Here is a 4,665-nt window from a genome sequence, read left to right as displayed (position 1 = left end):
TACCTGCTCCACGAAATCTTTGACATGGATTACCCGCAAGTCGCCGATGCGGTCGGGGTGCAGGAAACCGCTTGCCGCAAACTGGTGTCCCGGGCCAAGGCGAGCCTGGGCAACGGACACGCCCGTTACCAACCGGAGCCCGTGCGTCAAACTCAGTTGCTGAGTGCGTTTCACGGCGCTATCGCCAGCGGCTCGACCGTTTCCCTGAGTGCCATGCTGAGCGAAGACGTTGAACTCTGCGCCGACAGCGGCGGCAAGGCCCCGGCCATCCGCGAAACCCTGTCGGGTATCGCACGCGTGCTGGATTTCATCGGTCAGTCGTTGCACACCTATTGGCAGGCGTGTGAATGGCTGTCCATTGAAATCAATGGCGCCCAAGGTGTCGTCATCAAGGCCGATGGCGTTATCACGGCGTCGATGACCTTTGGCTTTGATGAAGCGGGGCGGGTGAGCCGGATCTTCATCATGCGCAATCCGGACAAGCTGGCGGGGCTGGAGGCGGCGCTGAACGTGCACTAGTCAGACATCCCGAAAATGATGAAGATCCCACGGGTTCTTCGCACGATCAGACAGGTCTGCGGTCTTACTCTTCACGGGTTCCCCCTACTTGTGGAGTCACCATGAGCCAGGACGTTTTGACCACGGAAACCAATCGCCGGCAGCTGCAGCAGATCATCGCCGGTCTGTCCGACGGGGTGATACTGCTTGATCCCGACCAGAGCATTCTGTGGGCCAACGAGGCGGCGCTGGCGATGCACGGTGTTGCGCAAGTCAGCGACCTGGGTGCCAACGCCAAGGCGTATGCCAAGCGCTTCGCCTTGCGCTATCGCAACAATCATGTGGTGCCTGTCGACAGCTACCCGATCAACCGGGTGGGGCGCGGCGAAACGTTCAGCGATGTGCTGGTGGAAGTGACGTCAGCGGCGGACGAAGAGCGTACCTGGGTCCATCGCGTGCGCAGCCTGGTATTGGCCGACAGCCGTGGCGAGCCGGAATCGCTGGTGTTGATCATGGACGACGTCACCGACTGGGCCAGCGCCGAGCAACGTTTCGAGAAAACCTTCGCCGCCAACCCGGCCCCCGCTGTGATCTGCCGCCTCAGTGACTTGCGCTACATCAAGGTCAACCCTGGGTTCCTCGAGATGACCGGTTACACCCGTGACCAAGTGATCGGTACGTCTACCTGTGAGCTGGACGTGCTGGATCAGGCCGAAAACAAGGAGCTGGCCAGGCAGCGCTTGCGCGAAGGCGCGACCATACCGCAAATGCAGGCCGAACTGCGCTTGTCCGACGGTGGCAGCAAGCAAGTGATCGTGGCCGGCCAGCCGCTGGAGCTCAACGACGAAGCCTGCATGTTGTTTTCCTTCGTCGACATGGAGCCGCGACGCAAGGTCGAAGCTGCCCTGCGCCAGAGCGAGGAACGCTTTGCCAAGGCATTTCGCCTGTCCCCGGTGCCGATCCTGGTCTGCGCTGCCCGCGATCAAGTGGTGCTGGATGTGAATGAAGCCTTCCTCGATACCCTCGGGTACTCCCGCGAAGAAGTCCTCGGCAAGAGCGTCGCGCAGATCGACTTCATCGACGACAAGGGAGCACGCATACGGCTTTTCGCGGCATTGGCGAAATCTCCAAGCCTGGACCGCATCGATGTGCGCGTCCGCCGAAAAGACGCCGGGCTGATCGATTGCGCGGTGTCGGCAGACACCGTGAATATTCAGGACAACCGGTGCTATCTGCTGGTGCTGATAGACATCACCGAGCGCAAGCGCACTGAGCTGGAGTTGGTGGCGGCCATCGAAGAGGCGATGAAGGACGCCTCATGGTTCAGTCGCACGCTGATCGAAAAACTGGCCAACGTGAAAAGCGTCAACTCACCGAAATTGCCCGGCGTGTCCTTCACCGACCTGACCGCCCGTGAGCACGATGTGCTGAGCCTGATATGCGAAGGCCTGGCCGACAAGGAAATCGCCGCGCGCCTGAAACTGGCGCCGAACACGGTGCGCAATAATGTGGCGGCGGTGTATTCGAAAATCGGTGTGCATAGCCGCAGCGAGGCGATTGTCTGGGCGCGGGAGCGTGGTCTCTTCTCCAGTGAATGGCGGTGTAATCGGTCGCCGCCCTGACCGAAGAGTTGCGCTACGAACTGCAGAGCAATTTCCTGCAACGCCCTGACCCGGTGATGTAAGAACTGCCAGCTTCTACTGGCATCAGTCACCGGTTGGGCTATTGGTGATTCGCAGATATTTATTTTTTTGACAGGTGTGTGGATTTTCCTCGCCGGTTCTGTTGTCACAAAAATGTGTCGATCACTAATCGCGGGTCAACCTATGAAAATTCTTGGGAAACGCGTTATTTCACCTATGTCGCTGGCATTCTGCGTGGCGATTCTCGGCGGTTGTTCCAGTCCGCCACCCCCTCCAGCAGTCACTCCACCCCCTCCTGAACGAACCTGCCAGGCCATGGATAAAACCGATGTGCTGGGCGATGTACGGGCCGAAGATGGGCAAGTGACCCGAATCACCACCACGACTCGGTGTATTACCCAGTAAGCCGGTGTGACGGCCGCGCTGTTGAAGGCGCGGCCCGAATACGAGAGTGATCCCGCTGTGGAGTGGAGCACTGATCTGATTCTATGCATGCCATTGATAAAGACGTTGGGGTTTTTATCGCTCCTAGTTCTAACTGACCCATCAGTTATGACAGTTTTCGGTGCATCGATTTTTCCTGATAGTTCACGGACTGGTTTTTATGTCCAACGCTGAAAAGGAAACGTCGTCATGACCACCGAATTAAAAGCTGCAAACGCTGCATCAAGCCCTTGGGAACAGGCCACATTGTTTATCAACGGCAAGAAAGTGGAATGGGGAGCGGAGCTCGTTTTGCTCCGCGGGCAGGAGAACGAAGTGACGGTGGAGGCTCCATCCGCGATCGCCAGGGAGATCAACCTGGGGCTGGTTGACAATGGCGGTCTGGAAACTGTCGCATCGCCGGAATTTGGCGCTTGGGTGGCTCCCGTCAATGGCAAGTTCAGTTGGAAGATTACGCCGCACGCTGGCAAGAGCGGTCGTATCACCCTGGTGTTTTTCAGCAGGGAAGTGGTGGAGTCGTGGGAGCGCCGAAGCCTGGTGATTTCGAGCAATCTGGCGGATGAGGCTGACGTGAAGATTGGCGGCGTCGCCGTGCCTGCCGGGGGTAATTGGTTTTTCCGGGACAAGGCGCAAACGGTGACGTTGACCCTCAAACCAGGCAGCCCGCTGGGGGGGCTTCCGGTCACATTGACCTGTTCAATCAAAAGTGGCCTCGGTGTCGCCGACGTGGTGAGTCAACCAGCCTTTGGCAGTGAGCGAACCACGTATAGCTGGGTAGTAACCGGGAAAACCAGAAGTGGCACCTTCCAGCTGGCGTTGACGGGTAAAGGCATGACCACACCGATTACCTTGGCTGTCAGCAAGTTGCTGTCGAACAATCTGGCGGATGAGGCAGACGTGCAGATTGGTGGCGTCGCTGTACCGGACGGAGGTAATTGGTTTATCCGCAATCAAGCCCAGATCGTCACACTGAGACCCAAGTCAGATAGTCCATTGGCAGGCTTGCCGGTCACGCTGGCCTGCACCATTAAAAGCAACCTTAATCCTGCCAACGTGGTGAGTGCGCCAGGCTTTGGCTCTGAGCAAACTATGCATAGTTGGAGGGTGACGGGGAATACCAACAGCGGTACTTTTGAACTGAAACTGTCGGGTAAGGGCATGATTACACCGATTACCTTGCCAATCAGCAAGTTGCTGTCCAATAACCTGGCGGATGAGGCTAATGTCAAGATTGATGGTGTAGCAGTACCTGCAGAGGGCAATTGGTTTTTCCGGGATAAACCGCAAACTGTCACGTTGACTCCAAAACCCGGTAGTCTACTCGCTGGACTTCCGGTCAGCTTGACCTGTGTAGTCAAAGGTGGGCTCAGTCCCGCTAATTTAGCCAGTTCGCCTGCATTTGGCAGTGAGCAGACTGGCTATCGGTGGGACGTAGCGGGGAAAACCAAAAGCGGCACTTTTCAACTGACGCTGTCGGGTAAGGGCATGGCTACACCTATTATCCTGCCAATCAGCAAGTTGTTGTCAAACAATCTGGCTGACGAAGCAAATGTCTTGATGGACGGTAAGGAGGTTTCCAATGTTGACATCCCAAATTTGAGGAGGACACCGCATACATTCACATTGGTCCCGAAGTCGTATAGCCCATTGGCCGGCTACCCGTTGAGTCTACAATGGATCAAAGGAGATGGAATTGAGCAGGGGGATTTGACATTCCAGCCGCAAGTAAACGCAGAGTCTGTTATCTATAGTTGGCGGGTTACTGGTTCTTTCACGAAAGCGGGGAGTTATGAACTCGGATTCGGCGGGTCAGGATTCAGTGAAATGCTGGTCTTGCCTGTTATTAGGCAGATAGTCCCCAGGTACTATGTGGACGGAAAGGAGCTTCTCGATCTTACCGATTTTGTTTTGTATGATAGACAGTATTCTTTAAGTGTGGAGGTTTCAGCTGGAGTATCGAGCATCTATGTGAAAAATAGCCCTGGTGAATTTATCTTTAATCCTCCTTTGAATCGGTCGTTTCCTGTAACAAATGGAAGAGTGGAATGGATTTTTGACTCTCGAGCTGTTGGTGCTGCTC

The 4,665-nt window shown here is 56.1% G+C and carries 2 protein-coding genes and 1 pseudogene; all 3 read left to right on the top strand.

Annotated features, from left to right (window positions below; all coding sequences use genetic code 11):
• Nucleotides 1-519: pseudogene (locus ACRESJ_RS09310) on the top strand (RNA polymerase subunit sigma-24); the annotation flags it as partial.
• Between the two features lie 101 nt (nucleotides 520-620).
• A complete protein-coding gene (locus tag ACRESJ_RS09305; RefSeq protein WP_431757649.1) occupies nucleotides 621-2,120 on the top strand; it encodes a PAS domain S-box protein in 1,500 nt (499 codons plus the stop codon).
• Between the two features lie 654 nt (nucleotides 2,121-2,774).
• On the top strand, nucleotides 2,775-4,665 hold a 1,891-nt coding region (locus ACRESJ_RS09300; protein WP_431757648.1), incomplete at its 3' end, for a hypothetical protein.

Origin of the sequence: Pseudomonas sp. (assembly GCF_050739655.1) — a bacterium.
Classification (GTDB): domain Bacteria; phylum Pseudomonadota; class Gammaproteobacteria; order Pseudomonadales; family Pseudomonadaceae; genus Aquipseudomonas.
The sequence above is the reverse complement of the archived record's forward strand: the minus strand, read 5'-3'. Positions and strand labels throughout refer to the sequence as shown.